18 protein-coding genes are annotated in these 20850 nt (G+C 28.5%); 16 read left to right on the forward strand and 2 right to left on the reverse strand.

Annotated features, from left to right (window positions below):
* Positions 1-572: 572 nt before the first annotated feature.
* The 7 genes from RT714_RS04195 to RT714_RS04225 all read left to right on the forward strand — a co-directional run bounded on the left by RT714_RS04195 (position 573) and on the right by RT714_RS04225 (position 8165).
* The gene (locus RT714_RS04195) at positions 573-2201 is read left to right on the forward strand and encodes an ABC transporter substrate-binding protein (RefSeq protein ID WP_313756336.1); all 1629 of its coding nucleotides are present in this window, start codon (positions 573-575) and stop codon (positions 2199-2201) included.
* Between the two features lie 80 nt (positions 2202-2281).
* On the forward strand, positions 2282-3202 hold the full coding sequence (locus RT714_RS04200; protein ID WP_313756337.1) for an ABC transporter permease: 921 nt from the start codon (positions 2282-2284) through the stop codon (positions 3200-3202).
* Between the two features lie 15 nt (positions 3203-3217).
* Positions 3218-4105, forward strand: a complete 888-nt coding sequence (locus RT714_RS04205) for an ABC transporter permease (RefSeq protein WP_216544047.1) — start codon at positions 3218-3220, stop codon at positions 4103-4105.
* 15 nt (positions 4106-4120) lie between these two features.
* Positions 4121-5101: an ABC transporter ATP-binding protein gene (locus tag RT714_RS04210; RefSeq protein WP_313756338.1), complete on the forward strand. Its 981-nt coding sequence runs from the start codon at positions 4121-4123 to the stop codon at positions 5099-5101.
* Between the two features lie 16 nt (positions 5102-5117).
* Entirely contained in the window at positions 5118-6089 is a 972-nt protein-coding gene (locus RT714_RS04215; protein WP_313756339.1) for a dipeptide ABC transporter ATP-binding protein, read from the forward strand.
* Positions 6090-6169: 80 nt separating this feature from the next.
* Positions 6170-6967 carry a M55 family metallopeptidase gene (locus RT714_RS04220; protein ID WP_313756340.1) on the forward strand — a complete coding sequence of 266 codons (798 nt, stop codon included), beginning with the start codon at positions 6170-6172 and terminating at the stop codon, positions 6965-6967.
* A gap of 136 nt (positions 6968-7103) precedes the next feature.
* Entirely contained in the window at positions 7104-8165 is a 1062-nt protein-coding gene (locus tag RT714_RS04225) for an ATP-binding protein (protein ID WP_313756341.1), read from the forward strand.
* A gap of 25 nt (positions 8166-8190) precedes the next feature.
* Here RT714_RS04225 and RT714_RS04230 read toward each other — a convergent pair whose 3' ends face one another.
* Positions 8191-9393: a DHHA1 domain-containing protein gene (locus tag RT714_RS04230; RefSeq protein WP_313756342.1), complete on the reverse strand. Its 1203-nt coding sequence runs from the start codon at positions 9391-9393 to the stop codon at positions 8191-8193.
* 210 nt (positions 9394-9603) lie between these two features.
* On the opposite strand from RT714_RS04230, the gene RT714_RS04235 reads away from it, so the two are divergent.
* Together RT714_RS04235 and holA are read left to right on the forward strand one after the other, a co-directional pair.
* Positions 9604-12048, forward strand: coding sequence for a DNA internalization-related competence protein ComEC/Rec2 (locus tag RT714_RS04235; protein WP_313756343.1), 2445 nt, complete (start codon positions 9604-9606; stop codon positions 12046-12048).
* Entirely contained in the window at positions 12038-13069 is a 1032-nt protein-coding gene (holA, locus tag RT714_RS04240; RefSeq protein ID WP_313756344.1) for a DNA polymerase III subunit delta, read from the forward strand. Before RT714_RS04235 ends, holA begins: the two co-directional genes overlap by 11 nt.
* A 36-nt stretch (positions 13070-13105) precedes the next feature.
* Here holA and rpsT read toward each other — a convergent pair whose 3' ends face one another.
* Positions 13106-13369 (reverse strand): 30S ribosomal protein S20, encoded by a 264-nt coding sequence (gene rpsT / locus RT714_RS04245; RefSeq protein ID WP_313756345.1) that lies wholly within the window; start codon positions 13367-13369, stop codon positions 13106-13108.
* 156 nt (positions 13370-13525) lie between these two features.
* Between rpsT and gpr the strand changes: the two genes are divergently transcribed.
* The 7 genes from gpr to hrcA all read left to right on the forward strand — a co-directional run bounded on the left by gpr (position 13526) and on the right by hrcA (position 20842).
* A complete protein-coding gene (gpr, locus tag RT714_RS04250; RefSeq protein ID WP_313756346.1) occupies positions 13526-14500 on the forward strand; it encodes a GPR endopeptidase in 975 nt (324 codons plus the stop codon).
* Between the two features lie 72 nt (positions 14501-14572).
* A complete protein-coding gene (gene spoIIP, locus RT714_RS04255) occupies positions 14573-15622 on the forward strand; it encodes a stage II sporulation protein P (RefSeq protein ID WP_313756347.1) in 1050 nt (349 codons plus the stop codon).
* 68 nt (positions 15623-15690) lie between these two features.
* On the forward strand, positions 15691-16236 hold the full coding sequence (gene lepB, locus RT714_RS04260; protein WP_313756348.1) for a signal peptidase I: 546 nt from the start codon (positions 15691-15693) through the stop codon (positions 16234-16236).
* A 49-nt stretch (positions 16237-16285) separates the two neighbouring features.
* Positions 16286-16585: a hypothetical protein gene (locus RT714_RS04265; RefSeq protein WP_313756349.1), complete on the forward strand. Its 300-nt coding sequence runs from the start codon at positions 16286-16288 to the stop codon at positions 16583-16585.
* 40 nt (positions 16586-16625) lie between these two features.
* Entirely contained in the window at positions 16626-18437 is a 1812-nt protein-coding gene (gene lepA, locus RT714_RS04270) for a translation elongation factor 4 (RefSeq protein WP_313756350.1), read from the forward strand.
* Between the two features lie 86 nt (positions 18438-18523).
* On the forward strand, positions 18524-19657 hold the full coding sequence (gene hemW / locus RT714_RS04275) for a radical SAM family heme chaperone HemW (protein WP_313756351.1): 1134 nt from the start codon (positions 18524-18526) through the stop codon (positions 19655-19657).
* Between the two features lie 132 nt (positions 19658-19789).
* Positions 19790-20842 (forward strand): heat-inducible transcriptional repressor HrcA, encoded by a 1053-nt coding sequence (hrcA, locus tag RT714_RS04280; RefSeq protein WP_313756352.1) that lies wholly within the window; start codon positions 19790-19792, stop codon positions 20840-20842.
* Positions 20843-20850: the final 8 nt, after the last annotated feature.

The following is a 20850-nucleotide window of genomic DNA, read 5'->3' on the forward strand; positions in this document are numbered from 1 at the left end:
CTCTTTTGTTTAATGGAATTATTTATAAGACCATGTATAAAGAGGTTTTTTTATATGTAAATAATACGCAGATGTTTTTTGACAATCTTGGATAACTAATTAATGGAATATTTAAATATAACTATTAAAATATAATTATATTATGAAGATAGTATTTTATGCTGCTTTCTTATTAAATAAATATAAATGGGATAAAATGAAAGCTAAATAGGCAATAATTATGCCTAAAAATTAATTTAATTTATTTAAATATGAAGATATTGCGCTTTTAAGGATGGCATATAAATTGCAAGTATATATTATTATATAATGAAATAAAATCTGTAAGTTTAGAACATAAACAAGAATTTCAAATAACCTAAATCACTTCTTGAATTATCATAATATTCTGTCTGGAGCTAGGATCTGAATAAATATATTAATACTTTATAAATATATGGCATAAAATTAAAAAGTTGAAAGGAGTGATAATAAATATAGAATAAAACCTTAAATATTTAAAGAGAGGATTGATGTTTAGGAAATAGGATCAAGTTTTAAAAATGTATAAATAACAATAAGGAGGTCAAGGGATGCTAAAATCAAAAAACAAAATATTAATGTTAGTGATTATATTTGTATTGATTGTTAGTTCAATGACTGGTTGCAAATCAAAAAGTGGCAATACTAGTTCCAGTATCGATGGTGAAAAGATGATTAGAATCTTAAACACTGAGGATCCAAGTACTGGAGATCCCCAAAAATTAACAGACACATACCTTATTGCACTAAATGTATTTGATTGTCTTGTAGACGCAGCCACAGTTGAGGAAGGAAAATCAGAAATTGTTCCTAGATTAGCAGAAAAATGGGATGTATCTGATGATGGTCTTAAATATACTTTTTATTTAAGAAAGAATGTAAAATTTCATAATGGAGAAGAGTTAAAAGCAGATGATGTTTTATTTTCCTTTGATAGGATGTTAGATCCTAAAACACAAGCATTAAATACAGACTTTCTTGATATGATTGCAGGTGCTAAAGAAAGAATGGAAGGAAAAATAGATGTTGTTAGTGGTATTAAAGTAATTGATGATTATACTGTAGAAATTACATTAGAAAAACCTTTTGCACCTTTTATAGCAAATCTTGCTGCTCCGCCATGTTCAATATTTAATAGAAAAGCAACAACTGAAGCAGGAGAAGAATTTGGATTGGTTCCAGAAAAAACCATAGGAACGGGGCCATTTATATTTAAAGAGTGGAAATTAAATGAACAATTTGTCATGGTTGCAAATTCTGATTACTTTAGAGGGGCACCTAAACTTGATGGTATTATTGTAAAAATAGTACCTGACGCAGAAACAATCAGGATTATGTTTGAAACAGATGAAATAGATGTATTTGATGTAGATAATGCAAGAAGCCAATATGAAGCATTTAAAAACAGTGATAAATGGAAGGAGCAAATTGTTAGCGGTTCAAAAGCTGGAACGTACTATTATTGTTTAAACCAAAGTATTAAGCCATTGGATGATGTAAGAATAAGAAAAGCAATACAGATGGGGATAGATCGTAAAACTATACTTGATAAATTATATAGTGGTGAAGGTAGATTAGTTCATGGTATTATTCCACCGGGAGTATTAGGATTTAATTCTAATTTACAAGAAATTCCCTATGATCCTACAAAAGCAAAAGAGTTAATTTCAGAAGCGGGATATCCAAATGGATTTGAAATGGAATTAGCTATGACAACTGATAGCCCTTCAACATTAAAAATAAATGAAGCTGTTCAGGCTATGTTAGGGGATATAGGAATTGATGTTAAAATTACACAAATGGATAGCGCAAGCTATTTTGGAATAAGAGCACAAGGAGAACTTCCTTCATATTATAATGTATGGATGGCAGATTATAATGATCCTGATAACTTTTTTTACACGTTTTTCTCAGAGAAAAATACATTTGCAAGATCTTTTTGCTATAATAACTCAGAAGTCCATGGAAAAATAGAAGAAGTAAGGGCAATGACTGATCAGGATCAGAGAATGAAGTTATATCAAGAGTTAGAAAAGACCATAGTACATGAAGATGCTGCTTGGATACCATTATTCTCTCTTAACAAAATATTTATTGTTCAACCTAGAGTTAAAAATCTTAAGGTTTCATGGAATGGCTGGGGAGATATGCCTTATTATAATGTAGAGATAGTAGAATAAGATATATTATTAATGTATAATGACTACTGCTTTGCAGTGGTTATTATACATTAATTGATAAATAGCTATGGAGGTGCCGTATGAGCAGATATATAGTTAAAAAAATACTTCTCGTTATACCAGTATTAATTGGAATATCTTTAATTACATTTATATTATTAAATGTTGTTCCTGGAGATCCTGTTACATTGATGATGAAAGAACATGTGAAACCAGATGTTATTGAAAGAGTAAGACAGCAGATGAATCTTGATGATCCTGCTTATATAAGGTTTTTTAGGTTTTTATGGGGTGCGGTTCAAGGGGATTTTGGAGTTTCATATAAATTAAAACGACCAGTGGCAGATTTGCTATTTGATGCATTTCCTAACACGCTTAAATTAGCTGTGTCAGCAGCCGTTGTATCTTGGATTATTGGAATTCCCGCTGGGATATTTTCCGCAGTAAAACGAAATTCTTTTGTGGATAATATCTTTATGGGATTTTCTCTTCTTGGAGTTTCTATTCCAGTATTTTGGGCGGGATTACTCTTTCAATATATATTTTCTTTAAAACTTGGATTATTACCTGTATCAGGTTTTACCAGTTTTAAGCATTTGATAATGCCATCTATAGTTCTTGGGTGGAGCTCTGCAGGTACTATTGCAAGATTAACTAGATCTAATCTTCTAGAAGTTATGAGGAATGATTATATAAGAACTGCTAGGGCAAAAGGCAATGCTGATATAAGAGTTATTGTAAAACATGCTTTAAAGAACTCAATGCTTCCAGTAGTTACAGTTATGGCTCTCCAAGTAGCAGGTCTTCTTTCGGGAGCAGTTATAACTGAAAGTGTATTTGGAATACCTGGAATAGGAAGAATTGCTGTTAATGCTATTCAGAACAGAGATATGCCACTACTTCAAGGATCAGTTATTTTTACAACATTTATAGTTATTTTAGGCAATCTTGTTGCAGATATTTTATATTCATTTATAGATCCACGGATAAAATATAACTGATGGAGGCGTTAATATATGGATATTATTAAAGAAGATATTAAAGATATGGAAGAAATTATTGAATCTAATTTATGGAAAGAATTATTTACATCTTTCAAAAAAAACAAGTTAGCAGTAGTTGGTTCTATAGTAATACTAATGTTTATTTTATTGGCTATATTTGCACCAATTATTGTTCGACATGACCCATATAAAGTAGATTTAGATGCTCAATTTTTGAAACCGAGTAGAGAAAATTTAATTGGGACAGATATGTATGGAAGGGATGTCCTAACAAGAATAATTTATGGTTCTAGGATTTCTTTAGTGATAGCCTTAGTTCCCCCTACAATCTCTATGATTATAGGAATTATTATGGGGATATTATCTGGGTATTATGGAGGGAAGACTGATATTATAATTATGACAATTGCAGATATTGTACTATCTTTTCCCTCTATACTTTTGGCAATGGTTGTTATGTATACTTTAGGAGCAAATTTGCTTAATATATTTATTGCATTAAGTGTAGTTGGGTGGGCTGGAACAGCTAGAGTAGTCAGATCACAAACTCTTTCTTTAAAAAACAAAGAATTTGTTGAAGCGGCAAAAGCCATTGGTGTAAAGGATTATATTATTATGTTTAGACATATATTACCAAATTGCATACCCCAGCTTCTTGTATTATTCACTTTAAATATACCAAGTTCTATTCTTTCAGAAGCAAGTTTAAGCTTTCTAGGAGTAGGAGCCCAACCTCCAGCATCAAGTTGGGGATTGATGGTATCTAATGGAAAAGAATATTTATTTAATGCACCATGGGTAACAATTTCTCCAGGAATAGCAATATTGATTATTGTGTTAGCATTTAATTTTTTAGGTGATGGTTTGAGAGATGCTCTAGATCCATATTTAAAACAATAAAGGAGGAATTGTGAAATGGTGGAAAATCAAATTTTGAATATTAGAAATTTAAAAACTTATTTTTATACTGATAAGGGAGTTGTTCCAGCAGTTGATGACGTAAGTATACAGGTAAACAAAGGACAAATAGTAGGTATTGTAGGGGAATCTGGATGTGGTAAAAGTGTGACATCTTTGTCGATATTACAATTAATAGATTTACCTGGAAAAATTGTAGACGGAGAAATTATTTTTAATGGAGAAAATCTTTTAAACTATTCCAAGGCCAAAATGAGATCTATTAGAGGTAATAAGATTTCTATGATATTCCAAGAACCAATGACATCCTTAAATCCTGCATATACTGTAGGGAAACAAGTGGCAGAAGTCATGCTTATACATAATAAGAAAATTACAAAAAATGAAGCAAAAAAAATAGTTATTAATATGTTTGAACATGTTGGTATTCCTGAACCAGAAAAAAGATACAATTCCTATCCTCATCAATTATCTGGAGGGTTGAGACAGAGAGTTATGATAGCCATGGCTCTTGTTTGTAGGTCAAGGCTACTAATAGCTGATGAACCTACTACTGCTCTAGATGTAACAATTCAAGCTCAAATATTAAATTTGATGAAAAATTTGCAAAAGCAAATTGACACCTCAATAATTTTAATTACACATAACCTTGGAGTAGTGGCTGATATGTGTGATTATGTATATGTAATGTATGCTGGAAAGGTTATGGAACAAGGAGATGTCTTTGAATTATTTGATAGTCCCTTACATCCATATACTGAAGGTCTGTTAAAGTCTATTCCTAAAGCAAATAATGATGATGTAAAATTAGAGAGATTATATAGTATTAAGGGAATTGTGCCAAATTTATTATACTTACCAAAAGGATGTAGATTTAGTCCAAGATGTGATTATGCAATGGACATATGCAGAGAAAAAGAACCTGAACTAGTAGATAGTGGTAACGGTCATTTGGTAAGGTGTTTTAAATATAAATAATAAGGGTGACGAAAATATGGATAATGTAATTATGAGTGTGAAAAATTTAAAAAAGTATTTTACTGTTGAAAAAAGTGGATTGGGCAAGACTTCTGGAACTATACGTGCTGTTGATGATATAAGTTTTGATATACATGAAAAAGAAACATTAGCACTTGTAGGTGAATCGGGATGCGGGAAAAGTACCCTTGGTAGGACAATTCTTCGCCTATTAGATGCAACTGCAGGAGAAGTTTATTTTGAAGGTAAAAATATTTTTGAGTTAAACAAAAATGAGATGCGTGAGTTGAGAAAAGAGATGCAAATAATTTTTCAAGACCCTTATGCTTCTCTTAACCCTAGAATGAAAGTAGTTGATATAATTGGTGAACCCTTTATAACTCACAATGTAGCTGTAGGTAATGAAAAATTAGAAAGAGTACAAGAGTTAATAGAATTAGTAGGATTGAGAAAAGCCTATGCATCAAGATATCCTCATATGTTTAGTGGTGGGCAAAGACAAAGAATAGGCATTGCAAGAGCTATTGCATTAAATCCAAAATTTGTTGTATGCGATGAACCAGTTTCTGCATTAGATGTTTCAATACAATCTCAAATAATTAATCTTTTACTTGATCTTCAAGAAAGAAAGAAATTGACATATTTATTTATTTCTCATGATCTTGATGTAGTTAGGTATTTATCAAATCGAGTTTGTGTAATGTTTTTAGGCAAAGTTATGGAATTAGGAAATACGGATGAAGTGTATAAATATCCATTGCATCCCTATACTAAATTTTTAATTGCAGCATCGCCAGTACCAGATCCTCATACTAGATATAAGGAAAAGCTTATATTAGAGGGTGATATACCAAGTCCAATGAATCCACCTTCAGGTTGTAGATTTCATACAAGATGTCCATATGTAAAGGATTTATGTAAAGGAGAAGAACCAGAAACGAAAAATATAGATGGAAGGCTAGTTACATGTCATTATCCACTTATATAATTAGTTTATTATTAAATAGTTACAAATAGATAAAAAGTTTAACAATTATAAACAAAAACTTTAAATAAGGGGGAAAACTTATGAGGGTATTTATGAGCGTTGATATGGAAGGAATTACTTCTACTACAAAATGGGATGAGTGTAATCCTGATAAAAAGGATTATGCCTATCATGCAGAACAAATGACTAATGAAGTTATAGCTGCCTGTGAAGGAGCTATTGCTGCAGGTGTTGATGAAATTGTAATTAAAGATGCCCATGGTTCAGCTACAAATATTGATGTAACCAAATTACCTGAATGTGCAAAATTAATAAGAGGATGGTCTGGACACCCGTATAGTATGGTTGAGGGGTTAGATAATACATTTGATGCAGTTATGTTCATTGGATATCATTCAGCTGCAGGTAGAGAAGGGAATCCTATGTCTCATACATTTACATCAAGACCTTTATATATAAAAATCAATGAAGAGTATGGAAGTGAATTTTTATTATATAGTTATGCTGCAACTTATGAGGGAGTACCAACAGTATTATTAACTGGAGATAAGATGCTATGTGAAGATAGTCAAAAACTTCATCCAAGCTTATATACTGTAGCAGTAAAGGAAGGAGTCGGCTCATCTACAGTAAATTTATCTACTAAAAAATCCTTAAAGCTTATAAGAGAGAATGCAGAAAAATCTTTAAAGCAAGATTTAAACAAAGCAAAAATAGAGTTGCCTAAAAACTTTAAAGTAGAGATTTGTTTTAAAGAACATACTTATGCAAATAAGATGTTCTATTATCCAGGGATGGAAAAAATAGATAGCAATACTCTATTATTTAATACAGATGATTATTTTGAAGTATTGAGGATGACATATTTTTTATTGTAAAATTATACCATGAATAGAAAAAATATCATATAAATTTTATCAGAAGAACTCTTTCAAGAGTTCTTTTTTATCAATATGCACATAATAGTCCTAAAAGAATAAATTATATTATATAATCTTTTTAGGAGGTTTTTATATGGCAAAAATACGAAGAATATTTCCAGGAGGAAATACGTCTAATGGTTTTTACTCTTTTCACGATAATATCATAGGTTTAAATAGAAATGCATTATATATATTAAAGGGCATGCCAGGAGGTGGGAAATCTTCTTTAATGAAGGAAATAGGTGAAAGAATTTTCAATGAAGGCTATAGTATAGAGTACCACCATTGTCCATCAGATCCCAACTCTATAGATGGGATGGTTATATGCGAACTTGGTATAGCTATTGTAGACGGCACTCCTCCACATACAATTGAGCCTTTATATCCAGGATTAACAGATAAAATAATAGATTTAGCACAATTTATAGATTCTCGTTCTTTAGAATCTAATAAGGCAGAGATAGTTAAGGCTAAGATAAATAATAAATATGCCTATAGAAAGGCATTTAATTATTTTAAGGCTGCAAAAATCATATTTAGGGAAATAGAAGATGATAATAAATTAAAACTAGATATTAAAGAGATAAATAATGAAAGTAGAAAAATTTTAGAAAAAATTTTTTCTAAAAAAGAGAAAAAAATAATATCTAATGGATTTGGAGAAAGACATTTATTCTCTACGGCTTATACACCTTATGGATTCGTGGACTATACAAATACTATATTGGAATGGGTAGAAGATATATATTATATAGATGGAACTATAGGAACAGGAAAAGATACTTTACTAAGTAGAATATTAGGAGAATCAAAATTAAGAAACTATGAAATAGAGATATATCATGATGCTCTGATACCAGAAAAAATTGAATCTATATTTATTAAGGAATTAGATACAATAATAACTTCAAATAAATATGGGGAAAAATTTGCAAAAACAAAAATAGATTTAAATAAATATTTAGATAATAGCAAATTAAATAGAGAAGATTATAAGATGTTTAATATTTTAGTAGATAAAGGGATTGAAAGTTTAAATGGAGCAAAAGAAAATCATTTTATTTTAGAAAAATCTTACAAACCATCTGTTGATTTCTTAGGAGTTACTAAGGTTAAAGAAGAAATATCTAATGAGATTCTAAGTTATATATAAAACTAAAGGTTAGAGGGATTTCTCTCTAACCTTTAGTTTTGCTTTTTATATTTTCAAAAAAAATATTTAGTAAGTTATCTAAGTCATCAAGAGAACATCCACCTTGGATAGTTTGAGGGCTACCTCCACCTTTAATCTCAAATTCCTCTGATACCTCTTTGAATATATCTTTAAGGTTAATATTTAAGTCTTTTGACACGCTAATCAAAAACTGTCCTTTATTTTCATATTTAGAACCATAAATTTGAATAGATTTCTCTATATTATTTAAGTGAACTGATATCTTATTAATTGTCTTTAAATCTCTATCATCAAATATTTTAGTAACAAATGAAATTCCATCTATCTTTATAGCATTTTTTAATAAATCTTCTCCTTTATATCTAAGGAGTTCTTCTTGAAGATTTCTATTGCTTTTTTCTAAATCTTCTTTTTGGTTATAGAGAATTTTAACCTTTTCTAATACATCAGTATCTTTTGAAGATAATAGTAAGCTAATATCTTTAATCATTTTACTTTTCCATCTATAGTCAAATAATGCTCTGTTACCACAAACAAATTCAATTCTAATATTACCCTTATATTTTTCCCATTTTCTTATCTTTATAAGTCCTATTTCTCCAGTGTTTCTTAAATGAGTACCAGCACAAGGGGAAAAATCTATATTATCAATTTCGACTATACGAATATTAGAATTTACAGTTGGTTGCTTTCTAATTGGAAGTTTATTTATATCATTTTTTTCAATATAATAGGATTTAATCTCGAAATTTGAAAATATTATTCTATTTGCATACATTTCGATTTTTTCAGAATCCTCTTCAGATAAATCTGGTAAAGTAATATCAATATATACATAATCTTTTCCTATATGGAAACCAATAGTTTCACCATTATAGAGTTTATAAAATGCAGCAGATAGTAGATGTTGACCAGTATGTTGTTGCATATTATCAAATCTATTTTCCCAATCTATATTTAGGATTACTTTATCACTATAAATATTTTCTTTCGTTACATGGATTATATCAGAATCTTCTTCATACACTTCTAATACTTGAACACCATTTATAGTACCTCTATCTCCAGGTTGCCCTCCAGATAAATGAGGGTAAAAGATTGTCCTATTAAGCTTTATATAATATTTTCCATCTTTATATATTTTATCAACTATCCTTGAATCAATTTCTCGTAAATAAGGATTATCTAAATAAAGTCTATTTGTCATTTAGTTATCATTCCCTTCAACATTATATATTATATATTACCATAAAAAAACAAAAACAATAATAAAATATTAGGTCACTATGTTATAATAATATAAAATGAATTGAGGTGGTATATATGCCAGATGGTAGCATATTGGTTTTATTGGGAGTGATACTTATGATTTGGAGCTTAAATAGGATGCATAGAAAAAAATAAGCTGGAGGGTTTTATGAATAGGCCTTTTGTGTTTATAACAATTCCATTAGCTTTAGGAATAATCATATCTTATTATTTAGAGATTAATAAAACTGTAAGTTTTATTTTAATTGTATTGACTATAGGAATTTATATTTTAAATCTTATAATGGAAAAATCAAACACTATATTATTATTTTCAATTCTTAGTTTATTAGGTGTGATACTTGGGAGTCATAGTTTAAATAGCAGTATTCTTTCAACAGAAGTAGATAGAGATATTGTGTTTAATGGTATTGTTGATGAAATAATTTGTAAAGATGAAGAACAAGGGAAATATATTATTAAAGTTAATAAAATAGTAGATAATTCAATATATACTAGAGTAAAAGAAAAAATGGTATTAAAAGTCATAGGGGATAAAAATATTGAGTTAGGTGATGAAATAAGTTTTATAGGGAAATTAAAAATTCCACAAAAAAATACTAATCCAATGCTTTTTAATTATAGATTAAATTTACTATCAAATAAAATACATACAATAATGACCATAAAAGATTATTCCATAACAGAAATCAAAAAAATAGATAAACCTTTTAGATATAGGATAAAGGCTAGTTTTATAGAAAGTATAGAAAATTTATTTGATAATAATTTAAATGAGGACAACAGCTCCATGATGAAAAGTATAATATTGGGAGAGTCCTCATATTTGGAAGAAGAGAATTTGGAGAAATATAGAAACCTAGGATTAGCCCATATATTGGCTGTATCAGGATTACATATAGGAATAATAGCTGGATTTTTAAATTATATATTATCTCATTTAGGTATAAAAAGAAAATTAAATATAGTTATAACACTTAGTATTATCTGGATTTACGGGTATCTAATAGGATTTCCACCTTCTTTACTTAGAGCCAATATAATGTTTAGTATAATTTTTTATGGGGAGTCTCTAAGAGAGCCCTATGATTCTATCAATACTTTGTTCTTTGCAATGTTTATTCTATTAATAGCAAATCCAATTTGGATTTTTAATATTGGATTTCAACTTTCATTTATGGCAGCGTTTTCAATAATTTATTTTACACCTAAGATACAAAGAAAATTATACCCCTATAATAACAAAATAGTCTATGGATTATCTGGTATATTAGGAGTTCAGATAGGATTATTGCCAGTACAAGCCTATTATTTTAATAAGATATCAATATTAAGTATACTCTCTAATCTAATTATAGTTCCCATGTTATCTTTATCCTTAATCCTAGGGGGAATTATGGTATGCTTATTTTATACAATACCAATATTGACCTCATTAATAGGTAATATATTAAACTTGACTTTATCAATACAATTTAAACTGGTAGATATTTTATATAAGATACCCTTTGGTATATTAAACCTTCATTCGCCAAACATTTTTGAGATTTTTCTATATTATATTTTGTTGCTTATAATATTTAAAGTTATAAGAATAGATAGATTTAGTTTTAATATTAAAAAATCCATTATATATTATTTTGTTATTTTAATATTATTTAATTTTTTAGTACTACTTAATGATAAATCTATTGACATACATTTTATAGATGTAGGTCAAGGTGATTCAGCTTTAATTAATACTAAAAAAGGAAGCTATTTAATAGACACTGGTGGAAACATAATGGACTCCTTTGATATAGGAAAGAATATTACATTTCCCTATTTACAGAAAAATGGCATAAATAAGCTTAGGGGTGTTTTTATAACTCATTTTGATGATGACCATTGTAAGTCATTGCCGCTTTTAATGGATAATATAGATATAAGTAATATTTTAATATCCTACAAAGACAATGAAAATCCAGTGTATAATAAAATAAAGGAAAAAGACATACCTTTAACTATATTAAAAGAAAAAGACTTAATATGGTTAGATGAAAACACATCTATAGAAGTTTTAAGTCCAAATGAAGATTTAAGAAAAGCAAAATTAAGTCCTAATAATTTATCCTTAGTATTTTTACTTTCATATTATGATAAGAAAATATTATTTACTGGGGATATAGAGAAAGAAGCAGAGGTCATATTGGCAAATAAGCTTAAGGAAAATATTGATATAATAAAAGTACCTCATCATGGAAGCAATACTTCCTCTACAGAAGAACTTTTAAATAACATAAGACCATCAATAGGAGTTATTTCAGTGGGAAGAAATAATTTTTATGGACATCCAAAGGAAGAAGTTCTAGATAGATATAATAAATTAGGTACCAGATTATATAGAACAGATACTATGGGATTGATTACAGTAAAATTAAATAAACAAGAAATAGATATTAGACCATTTATACGTGATAAATTGAAATTAACGGCTTTATTAAAAGAAAACTTAATGGATATTATTATATATATAGTATATTATTTAATAACTTATGTTTTAATAAAGATTTATTTACATCTAGAAGAGGGGTTGGCAGTTAATGAATTATAGTGAATTTATGAATCTTATAAATAAGGATAATCTATTATCGGTATATTTATTTACAGGAGCCGAAGAATATCTTATGAATGAGGCAATAGAATCTTTAAAGGAAAGGTATATTGATGAATCTTTGGAAGCATTAAACTATATGATAATAGATGGCAAAGAAATGAAATTTGACAATATTTTAAATGCATGCGAAACGCTACCATTTATGTCATCTAAAAAATTAGTCATTATAAAAGATATCAGTGAAATTATAGAAAATGAAGGTGATGATTTAGAAGGAAAAATTAGCTCATATGTAGAAAAATTAGATAGTTACCTTTGCTTAATTATAATGGATAGGTCAAATAAACTTAAAAAAACAAATAAATTATATAAAGCTATTAATAGATTAAATGGAGTAGTAGAATTTAATAAATTAAAAGGAAAAGAACTAAATATATGGGTGGAAAATAGATTAAAGAATTATAAAAAAAGAATATCAAATGCAAATTTAAACTATTTTATTCAGGAAATGGGATATAGTGACTATACTAGCATTAAGACTCTTTATGATTTAGAAAACGAATTATTAAAATTAATTAACTATGTATCTAATAATGAAATTGTAAAAGAGGATATAGATATGGTTTTAGCTAGGACATTAGATACTAATATATTTAATTTGCTTGCTAGTATAAATAAGAGAGATAGTGATTCAGCTTTAAAGATATTTAATGAAATGTATATATCAAACGAGCCAGTTCAAAGGATACTTGCTATGATAATAAGGCAATTAAGATTAATGTTAGGATATAAATTATATAGGGCAAAAGGATATTCTGAAGGAGAAGTTCAAGAAAAATTACAGATAAAACCCTATGAGTTCAAAAAAATATCTAAAGAATCCTATAATTTCACTGAAAACCAACTTGAAAAAGTATTGAATTACATTTTAGAATTAGATATAAAACAAAAAACTAGCTCCTATGACGAAAAACTAGCTCTTGAAATGTTAATTATTAAATTAGCTTATTTGACATAAAAAAACTTCGGCCTCCCGAAGTTTTATCTACTTTAATTACATTGCGCTATTTAATTTCTTCGTTAAGCGGCTAACTTTTCTAGATGCATTATTCATATGCATAACATTTTTATGAGCAGCTTTCTTTAACTTCTTGTCAATAGCTTTAAGTAATACTTTTGCCTCATCAAAATTTTCGTTTTCAATAGCTTTATCAAATTTTTTAATATATGTTTTAATTTCAGATTTTCTAGCTTTATTTATAGCTGTTTTTTTCTCTGTAATAAGAATTCTTTTTTTAGCAGATTTAATATTTGCCAATAGTTTCACCTCCTCTAATCTAACAAAAAACATTTTATCATGAAGAACTATAAAATGCAAGGATATTTAACATTATAATGGATAAAATTATAATAAAAGCTTTTATTGAAGCATTAAAACATTTAAGGAAACTTTTATCAAGAGAGGAGAATTAAATTGTATCAAATTCGTACTGATTTAGCTATAGAAAATAGAGAAATATATAAAAATGAAAGGAATGAGGATTCTAAAGGTATCAATTTAGAAAAAGAAGAAAATGAATCTTATATAATTACAAGAATAAAAGTATTAAATAAAGAAGGTAGTGAAAATTTGCATAGGCCAATAGGCAATTATATAACTATTGATGTGCCTAAACTAAATAAATCCGATGAAGATCTAAAGGACGAGATATCCCAAGTGGTAGCTAAAGAAATAAAAGGGTTAGGTAAGAACAAGGAAAATAGCAAGATTTTAATTGTAGGACTAGGAAATTGGAACATTACTCCAGATGCTCTAGGTCCAAAAGTTGTAGAAAGAGTTTTAGTTACTAGACAATTTTTTGTTAATTATAATAAAGAAATAGATGAAACTGTTGCTAATGTAGCAGCATTATCTCCTGGGGTTATGGGGATAACAGGCATAGAAACAGGAGAGATAATAAAAGGAGTAGTGGAAAAAGTTAAGCCGGATTTAGTAATAGCTGTGGATGCCTTAGCTTCAAGAAAAATGGATAGGGTGTCTACTACAATACAAATATCAGATACAGGAATAAATCCTGGAGCAGGTGTTGGAAATAACAGAATGGAATTTAATGAAAACACTCTTGGAGTTCCAGTCATTGCAATAGGGATACCAACTGTTGTAGATGCAGCCACTATTGTAAATGATACTCTGGATTTAGTAATAGATTCATTAAAATCTGAGTCCGAGGAGGGGTCAGAATTTTACAATTTATTATCAAAAGTATCATCTGAAGAAAAATATTCTTTAATTCAAGATGTATTAAATCCTTATATGAAAAATGTAGTGGTAACACCTACTGATATTGATGCATTAGTTGACGATTTATCTATAATAGTAGCTAATGGTTTAAACATTGCCCTACATCCAGGAATAGATCTAAAAGATGTAAATAGATATATCAGATAAATAATTTTAGTATATTTGCTCCCCAATGAGAATATAATTTTTGTATTGAAAGTATATTAGGGAGTGTTCAACATGAGAAAATCTAGAAAATCTGATTACATTATTTGGGCATTGCTATGTTTAATAATCTTAAATATTGGTGCAATAGGTATTGGATTATATTCATCAAAACTGCATAATTTAAATAGAAAAGAGTTTAAAACAATTAATATTCCATTTGGGAAAATAAAAGATATGTTAAATATAAATATGGAAATAAGAAAAACCATAAATTCTTTTTTTTCTATGACAAAAAGATTAGATGATAAAAGAAATTCGATTGAAGCAAAGCTTACGTTACCAGAGGATGAAGAATACAATTCGGAAAAGGATATAATCATAGAAAACTTAGATGAATATGAGTCATTAATAATAGTTAAGGATTCAAATGAATTAAATACAATAGACAGTATTCCAGAACCTCTAACTGCTAAAAAATTTAAGATAGATAAAGAAAAGCCGTATATTTTAATATATCATACACATGCAACGGAATCTTATTTGACAGCAAAGTCCAATAATTATCGAAGTCAAGATAAAAAAAATAATATGATAAGTATAGGTAATATAATAGCAACTGTTTTAGAAGCTAATAGTCATAAAGTAGATCATGTTGAAACTGTTCATGATTTACCTTCATATAATCAATCTTATTCTAGGAGTCTTAATACAATAAAAAATAAAATGGCAGAGTCTAGTAATATAAATGTGTTATTGGATATACATAGAGATGCTATTGTAGACGAAAGCCCTAATATGGAAACTATAAAAGCAAAATCTAAAATTGATATAGGAGGTAAATCAGTTGCTACTTTTTCTTTAGTAGTAGGTCCGGATTCTGTTAATAAGGAGCAAGTACTAGGCTTTGCTAAATATGTTAAAGCTGTTTCTGATACCTTATATCCTGGATTATGTAGAGGTATACTAATAAAGCCTAGAGGGAAGTACAATCAATATTTATCAGACTATTCAGCATTAATAGAAGTAGGATATAATTTTAATACAATAGAAGAAGCAAATGAAGGGGCTAAATTAGTTGGAGAGGTTTTGTCTATGGTTATGAGTAGATTACTAGAAGAATAGTCTTTTATAATTTTTACAAATCTGATATAATGTAAATTACTTAAGATAGTACTGGGAGGTAATACTTAATGGAAGAAAATAATAAAGATGTAAAAAATGAAACTATAGAATGGGTTAAGAGTATTGTAACAGCTGTGGTTATTGCAATTCTAATTAAAGCTTTTATTTTTAATACTACTTATGTATTAGGTAACTCCATGTATCCTACTTTACATGAAAAAGATAGACTTTTTGCAAATAAAGTTTCCTTATATTTCAAAGGACCATCAAGAGGGGATGTAATAGTTCTCAAAGCTCCAGATGATCCAGTTAAAGATTATATAAAAAGAGTAATAGGTATAGAGGGTGATTTGGTAGAGATTAAGGATGGAAAGGTATATGTTAATGGTTCCCTATTAGATGAGTTATACTTAGTTAATGATTCATATACTCACATATATGATGAAGATACTTGGAAAGTTCCAAAGGGACAGGTCTTTGTTTTAGGCGATAATAGAGCAGAGGGAGCATCTAAGGACAGTCGTTACTTTGGATGTGTATCGGTTAAATCTATTAAAGGAGTTACAGGATTTAGATATTTTCCAGTAGATAATAGATTTGGAAAAATTAATTAATATTTGTATAATATATACAGAAATTGGATAATCTAATCTGGGTGATAATATGGAAACTAGGTTAGAAAGAAACAAAAGATTGAGAAAAGAATTTCGAAAGAAAAGAGCGAAGAGGTTTTATATTTTAATTTTAATTTTATTTTTGATATTAGGAATAGAAATTGTAAATCAAAACATCATAGAATTAAATTGTTTAGACAATCCAAATATTTTTAGAATTAATATCAGTACAAGGAGATTAGATATTTTGGGAGAATCCTATATAATTGATTTATCTCTTTTGAAAAAAATTATTAAAAGACCAGTTTCTGGTCTTTTAGTTTTACATAATAGTAAATTTCTGCTATAATTGTCTAGAGTTATCTTGAAACTTCATAAGGAGGAAAAATATGCAAAGAATTAAACAAGAAAATATTAGAAATTTTTCGATTATTGCCCATATTGACCATGGAAAATCTACTTTGGCAGATAGATTAATAGAGAGAACAGGAATGTTGACTTCAAGAGAAATGCAAAATCAAGTTTTAGATAATATGGACTTGGAAAGAGAGAGAGGTATAACAATAAAGTTAAAGGCTGTAAGATTGGTTTACAATGCTAAAGATGAAGAAGAATATATATTAAATCTCATAGATACTCCAGGGCATGTGGACTTTAACTATGAAGTCTCAAGGTCCCTAGCTGCATGTGAAGGAGCAATACTTGTAATAGATGCTACTCAAGGAATAGAAGCACAGACTTTAGCTAATGTATATTTAGCATTAGATCAAGACTTAGAAATATTACCTGTAATAAATAAAATAGATTTACCAAGTGCAAGACCAGATGAAGTAAAAAAAGAAGTTGAAGATATTATTGGAATAGATTGTGAGGAAGCACCTCTTATATCAGCAAAGGAAGGCTTAAATATTGAAGATGTATTAGAAAGTATAGTAAAGAATGTACCTGCACCTAAAGGAGATGCCAAAGCACCTTTAAAGGCACTAATATTTGATTCCTATTATGATAGCTATAAAGGTGTTGTTTGCTATATAAGAGTATTTGAAGGTACAATAAAACCTGGTATGAACATAAAAATGATGTCTACAGGAAAAACTTATGAAGTAGTAGAAGTTGGTGTAAATACTTCAAAGCATATATCACTAGATAAACTGGAACCAGGAGAAGTAGGCTTTGTAACTGCTAGTATTAAAAATGTAAAAGATGCAAGGGTTGGAGATACCATAACTGATGATAATAATCCCACTGAGAAAGCTTTGCCAGGATATAAAAAAGTTATTCCTATGGTTTATTGTGGTATTTATCCAGCAGAAGGTGAAGATTTTAATACAGTAAGAGAAGCCTTAGAGAAATTGCAAGTAAATGATGCGGCCTTAGATTTTGAGCCTGAAACTTCAGTGGCTTTAGGATTTGGCTTTAGATGTGGGTTTTTAGGCCTCTTACACATGGAAATTATTCAAGAAAGACTAGAAAGAGAATTTGACTTAAATATAATAACTACAGCACCTTCAGTTATATATAAGGTAACGAAAACTACTGGAGAAGTCCTTCATATACAAAATCCTTCTAATCTTCCACCTACTACAGAGATAGAGTATATGGAAGAGCCTATTGTAACTGCAAATATTATGACTCCTACAGATTATGTCGGCACCATAATGGAGCTTTGCCAAAATAAAAGGGGTACTTTCTTAAATATGGAGTATTTAGAGGAAAAAAGAGTTGTATTACATTATGAATTACCTTTAAATGAAGTTATTTATGATTTCTTTGATGCACTTAAATCAAAAACAAGAGGATATGCTTCCTTAGATTATGATTTAAAGGGATATCAGCAATCGGAGCTTGTAAAAATGGATATACTAATTAATGGAGAATTAGTAGATGCCTTCTCACTAATAGTACATGAAGAAAAAGCATATGAGAGAGGAAGAACTATAGCAGAGAGACTTACAGATGTAATACCAAGACATCAATTTGCAGTGCCTATACAAGCGGCTATTGGTTCTAAGATAATAGCTAGGGAAACCATAAGGGCACTTAGAAAAGACGTACTTGCTAAATGTTATGGTGGAGATATTTCAAGAAAGAAAAAGTTATTAGAAAAGCAAAAAGAGGGTAAAAAACGAATGAGACAAATTGGTTCAGTAGAGGTTCCGCAGGAAGCTTTCCTAACAGTATTGAAATACGATGAAAAATAATTTGCTTATAAATGACATATCTGTTATTTATATAAAACTGTAGGGAACGACCACTAAGTCGTTCCTATTTTGTTGGGAGGAATAAAATGAAAGATTTATCCTTGTATATTCATATACCTTTTTGTATAAGTAAATGTTATTATTGTGACTTTTCATCTTTTACTAATATAAATCATAAAATTGATGAATATATAAATAGCTTGATAATTGAATTAGATTTATATAAAGATAGAATAAAGGATTATAGTATTAAAACTATATTTATAGGCGGTGGAACTCCTTCCTGTATAAATCCAAGGGATATTAATAGAATATTAGAATTTATATATAAGAATTTTAATACCAGTGATTTAGTAGAAGTAACAATAGAAGCTAATCCTGGTACTTTAGATAAAGAAAAAGTACAGATATATATGGAATCTGGAATAAATAGAGTAAGTATGGGTATGCAAACCTTAGATGATACTCTATTAAAATCTATAGGTAGAATACATAACACTAAAGATTTTTACAAAAGTTATGAAATATTAAGAAATGGGGATATGAAAAATATCAATGTAGATTTAATATTTGGACTTCCGAATCAAAGTATAGATCAAGTAATAAGCTCATTAAAAAAGGTAGTAGAGTTGGGAGTAGAACATATATCCTATTATGGACTTATACTAGAAGAAAATACAAAGTTTCATAAATTATACAGTGAAGGAAAAATATCTTTACCTGATGAAAATATAGAAAGGATGATGTACCATAAAGCTACTGAATATTTAACTAATCATGGATATAAACATTATGAAATATCTAATTACGCTTTACCTACATACGAATGTAAACATAATTTGGTATATTGGGAAGTAAAACCATATCTTGGATTAGGTTTGAGTAGCCATTCAAATATGAGAGGAAAAAGATTTTTTAATACATCAAATATAGATATATATATTGACAAGTTAAATATGAGTAAACTTCCTATGGAAGGTGAAGAAATAATAGATAAAGATACTGAAATGGAAGAATTTTGTATTCTTGGTATAAGGAAAATAGAAGGTTTAAGTAAGATAGAATTTAGAGATAGATTTGGAATTGAAATAGAAAAAATATATGGTGATATAATAAATAAACATGTAGACAATGGCTTGATATTAAATAATCATAATATTAGACTAACAAAGAAAGGACTTGATTTATCTAATTTAGTTGAAGTGGATTTCTTAAGATAATGAAAAATTTTCAATAAAGGTATTGACAAAATTTATAAGTAGTGGTAACTTTAAATCGTAAGTGTTAGCACTCGATGATATAGAGTGCTAATAAGAATATCTAGTATGTAAAGGATACTGAGGTGATTGAATATGCTAGATGATAGAAAACTCAGAGTTCTCTATGCAATTATTAATTCTTATGTAAATAGTGCAGAGCCTATAGGATCTAGGACAATAACTAAACAATATGATTTAGGTGTAAGTTCTGCTACTATAAGAAATGAGATGTCTGATTTAGAAGAGTTAGGATATTTAAATAAACCCCATTCATCTTCGGGAAGGGTGCCATCAGATAAGGCATATAGATTGTATGTAGATGAAATTTTAAAAAAGAAAAAACCTAAGATAGATTTAATAAAAAAGGATGAAATAAAAAGGATATTGGCTAGGGAGTCTAGGGAAATAGAACAATTGATACAAAACTCGGCAAAGGTTTTATCATCAATAACTAGCTATACGGCACTTGCCATATCTCCACAATTAAAGGGTTCTAGAATAAAACATATTCAGTTAATACCAATTGACAATTTACAAATACTGATGGTATTAGTCACTAATACTGGAGTAGTTAAAAACTCTATTTTTAAATTAAATAAAGCGATACCAGAAGAACAAACTATAATAATATCTAATTTTTTAAATGATAAACTAAAAGGATTATCAATAGATGAGATAGGAGAGGAAATTTCTGATGGAATTATAAGGGAAATCTATGATTATAAAACTATCATAGATGGAATTATTCCTATTATAAGTCAATCTATGGATGACGTAGATAATGTTGATTTATATGCTGATGGGATAACAAAGATACTTGATTTTCCAGAATATAGAGATTTAGAAAAAGCTAAATCTTTTATATCTTTTATAGAAGATAAGGATTTAGTAGTAGAGCTTCTATTGAATAACTCTTTATCTCAAGATATAGAGATAACCATAGGTAATGAAAATATTTATGATGCAATAAAGGATTGTAGTTTAATTACAACTACTTATAAATTAGGAAATAAAACTATAGGGAAGATAGGAATAATTGGTCCTACAAGAATGGATTATTTAGCATTGATGAATATCATGCATTTATTTTCTGTAAATATTACAGAGATTATAAATATGTTAATGAGTAAACATATATCAAAGTAACCATAACA

Source organism: Tissierella sp. (assembly GCF_032104385.1).
Lineage (GTDB): Bacteria > Bacillota > Clostridia > Tissierellales > Tissierellaceae > Tissierella.